We start from the raw sequence: 3,922 nt of genomic DNA, 5'->3' as shown, positions 1-3,922 counted from the left end.
GTTTTCGCGCACGGTGCGGCGAAACAGGATGTTCTCCTGCAACACGACGCCGATCTGTCGGCGCAGGCTGCGCGGATCGATCAGCGCCAGGTCGACACCGTCGACCAGCACGCGTCCGCGTTCCGGCACATGCAGCCGCTGCAAGAGCTTGGCGACGGTGCTCTTGCCGGAGCCGGACGGCCCGACAATGCCTATGATCTCGCCCGGCTCAGTCTTGAAGGAGACGTCGCTCAGGATCTCGCGCTCGCCGGGGCGGTAGCGGAAGGTGACGTGATCGAAGGCAGCATGGCCTGATATCTTGCGCAGCGACCCCTGCCCGGCGCCGCCTGATAGCTCGATTGGCGCATTGAGGATGTCGCCGAGCCGGTCAACGGAAATGCGCACCTGCTGCAGATCCTGCCAGAGCTGCGCCAGACGCAGCACCGGCCCGGAGACGCGCCCGGCCATGATGTTGAAGGCGACCAGCTGGCCGACGGTCATGTCGCCGGCAACCACAGCCTTGGCGCCGAACCACATGGTGGCGACGATCACCGCCTTGGAGATGAACTGGGCGGTGTTGCTGGCGAAGTTTGCGAGCCTGGCGGTGCGGAAGCCGGCGGCGACATAGCCGGCGAGCTGGTCTTCCCAGCGCCGCTGCATCTGCGGCTCTACCGCCATCGCCTTCAGCGTTTCGACGCCGACGATGGATTCGACCAAAAAGGTCTGGTTTTCGGCGCCGCGGTTGAACTTTTCCTCGATGCGGCGGCGGAACTCCGGTGTGACCGCCATCGACAGCACGACGTATGCCGGGATCGACAGGATGACGATCAGCGTCAGCCACGGGCTGTAGAGATACATGACGGCGAGGAAGACAAAGAGAAAGAGCACATCCAGCAGCACCGTGAGCGCCGAGCCGGTCAAGAAGGCTCTGATATTCTCGAGCTCGTGGACGCGAGCGACGGTCTGGCCGGTCTGCCTTGCCTCGAAATAGGCGATCGGCAGGCCAAGCAGATGATGAAACAGCTTGGCGCCAAGCGCCACGTCGATGCGGCTGGTGGTGTGGATGGTGGTGTAGGTGCGCAGGCCGGTAAGCAACACCTCGAACATCGAGACCGCGGACAGGCCGATCACCAGCACTTCGAGCGTCGTCAGGCCGTTGTGGACCAGCACCTTGTCGATCACCAGCTGGAAGAAGATCGGCGAGATCAGGCCGAGCAGCTGCACGAAGAACGAGGCGAGCAGCACCTCGGCGAAGATCCAGCGGTAGCGGATGATTTCGGGAATGAACCAGGAGAAATCGAAGCGCCTGGAAAAACCTTGCGAGAAGGCCCGGCTGGTGACGAGGACGACGTAACCGCTCCACAGGAGGTCGAAGTCCGCACGCGCGAGCTCCTGCGGCGCACCCGATTGCGGATCCTGCAAAAGGACCTTGCCCGCAGACAGTGCCGCCAGCAGCGCAAAGCTGCCGTCCGCCTTCTCGATGATCACCGGCAGCGGCAGGCGGTCCAGCCTCTTGGGCGAAGGTCTCGCTATCTTCGCCCTAAGCTTCAGCCGTTTTGCCGCCCGCACGATGTCGATGCGATCGGCGGTCCGTTCGCCCAAACCCAAGTCATGGCGAATGGCGTCGGGATCAGCCGGCTGGCGCAAATACTGCGTCATCAGCGTCAAGCATACGACGCCGCTGTCCAGCCCATTATGATAGGCGTGGCCGCTCCCACATGCCTTCCCCGCAAAACCCAATTGCCTTATCATCCTCCAGCTGCCTCGCAAGCAAGGGTTGAAGTAAAGAAAAGAACAAGTGTTGCAAAAATGTCTATGACGGGCAGATATATTAACATTAGAAAGTATGAAGATAATAGTTGCGGATCGGCGGCCTCTCCAAAGGCGGCACCGCATTCCTTCACGGCTCGCGCATCGAGATGGGGCTCGACGAGGCGTTGAAGCCCATCCGTGATCCCGACGTTTTGCGCAATTCAACGCCAGAGCAGTTTGCCGAGCGTGCGGGCCAGGTCATGGCCGAGCTCAATTATGTACATCCCTTTCGCGAGGGCAACGGACGCACCCAGGAGGCGTTCATTGCCGAGCTTGGCCGTCACTACGGCCATGAGGTCGATTTCACCGTCATCACCAAGCCGCGCATGATCGAGGCGTCGATCGAAACCACGAACGACCCGTCACGCGCTGCCATGAAACATGTGCTCGAGGACGCGGTAGACCCGAATCGGCGCGAAGCCCTTCGCGCCGCGTTGTCCGACCTCGAGGCGCGCGGCGAGGTACCGTTTGAACACAACGTTCGCACAGCCCGCCCAGGCGAAGAAGTGACCGGCCAGGTGCTCGGGCACGACGACCGTGTCGCCAGCATTGTCTCGGACGAACGGATCATCGCCGTCGATCGCGCAGAGCTCCCGGAGCGACTGCCCGATGATGAAGCGGAAATCACCTTCACCGCCCGATCCGACTTTTCCCGCCTTGGCCGTGAGCCACAGGCCATCGAGGCGCCCGTGCAGGCCGAACGCGCCGAAGCGACCCGGCAAGACACACCTCCTGCCGAGCTGAAGGCCATCGAGACCGATATCGCGGCGCAGCGAGCGCGTCAGCGCGCTAGCGATGACCGCGATCGGTGACAACGTCCGCAGGCAGCAAGCTTCTCAGCAACCGCAGTTGACCGGCCAGGCGGGATCGATGCGGCCGGCCGCCTCCATCCGTCGGGTGATTTGACGGACAAGCTACGATAGCCCCTCCCCCATGCAACCGCTGTCGCGGTCCTCCTCTCCGTTGCGGCCCCTTTGGGGTGCATGAGCTCGTTTCGGTTATCTCCGGTCTTTGCCGTCAACCAACGGATGGAGACGGCCATGACGAGCATCAAGGACACCTACCAGCGCATCACGGACACCATTGTCGAGCAGCTTGAAGCCGGCACCAAACCCTGGATCCGCCCCTGGCGCGGCAATGCCCGCTGCAGCCCGATCATCCCGCGCCGCGCGACCGGTGAAACCTACCGCGGCATCAACGTCATCATGCTGTGGGTGGCGGGCCAGACGTTCGGCTACGAGGAAAACACCTGGATGACCTACCGGCAGGCCCAGGACTTCGGTGGTCAAGTCCGCAAGGGCGAAAAAGGCACCCTTGTCGTTAAGTACGGCACGTTCACGCCGAAAGGTCACGACGACGACCGCACGATTCCATATCTGAAGGGCTACACCGTCTTCAATGTTGAGCAGATCGAGAACATGCCGGACAGGTTCTTCAGCCCGGCCGAAGAGCTGCCGGGCAATCCGGTTCCGCACATCGAGACCGTCGAAAGCTTCGTCCAGAACACCGGCGCAAGCGTCAGCTACGGCGGCACCAAAGCTTGCTACCGGCCCAGCATCGACGACATCCTCATGCCTGACCGCGAGCGTTTCAACAGCGAGGTTCACCTTTACTCGACTTTGCTACACGAGGTTTCGCATTGGTCCGGAGCAAAGCATCGCCTGGACCGCGATCTGACGGGCAGATTCGGCAGTGAAGGCTATGCCGTCGAGGAGCTCGTTGCGGAGCTCGCGGCGTCGTTTCTGTGTGCCGACCTGGGCGTGGCGCATGATCCGCGCGACAACACAGCCGCCTATCTGGCGAGCTGGCTCGCTGTCCTGAAGAATGACGAGAGGGCCATCATCACGGCCGCTGCGAAGGCGCAGGCCGCTGCCGACTACCTTACCACTCTGCAGCCAGCGGCCGGACTTGTAGCCGCCTAGCTTTCTCAATGTGCTTCTTTGATCGATCGACGGGCGCGTTGCCCGTCGACACTCATAAATCGCGGGTAATGCAGAAATCCAGCTGTCGAGGGGGGGGGGCGCCCCCCCCCGGGGGGTTTTTAGGCCGGGTTTTTTGTGAAAAAGGGGGTGGAGTAAACCGGGGGCGGGGGGTGGGGGGGAATTACAGTTTTGAGGCCGGCATTTGAGCG

At 62.3% G+C, this 3,922-nt stretch carries 2 protein-coding genes and 1 pseudogene; 2 read left to right on the top strand and 1 reads right to left on the bottom strand.

Going from position 1 to position 3,922, the window contains the following annotated elements; genetic code table 11:
• Positions 1-1,719, bottom strand: a 1,719-nt coding sequence (locus tag AC0L2K_RS25580; RefSeq protein WP_473532628.1) for a type I secretion system permease/ATPase, incomplete at its 3' end; no start/stop codon positions are given.
• A gap of 125 nt (positions 1,720-1,844) precedes the next feature.
• On the opposite strand from AC0L2K_RS25580, the pseudogene AC0L2K_RS25575 reads away from it, so the two are divergent.
• Both AC0L2K_RS25575 and AC0L2K_RS25570 read left to right on the top strand, forming a co-directional pair.
• A pseudogene (locus AC0L2K_RS25575) lies at positions 1,845-2,603 on the top strand (Fic/DOC family protein); the annotation flags it as partial.
• A 228-nt stretch (positions 2,604-2,831) separates the two neighbouring features.
• The gene (locus tag AC0L2K_RS25570) at positions 2,832-3,713 is read left to right on the top strand and encodes an ArdC family protein (protein WP_473532722.1); all 882 of its coding nucleotides are present in this window, start codon (positions 2,832-2,834) and stop codon (positions 3,711-3,713) included.
• Positions 3,714-3,922: the final 209 nt, after the last annotated feature.

It is taken from the genome of Mesorhizobium sp. WSM4817 (assembly GCF_055811135.1).
The sequence above is the reverse complement of the archived record's forward strand: the minus strand, read 5'-3'. Positions and strand labels throughout refer to the sequence as shown.

Excerpts from the sequence above, each read along its gene's own strand:
- AC0L2K_RS25570 (WP_473532722.1), top strand. The coding sequence starts at position 2,832 with ATGACGAGCATCAAGGACACCTACCAGCGCATCACGGACACCATTGTC.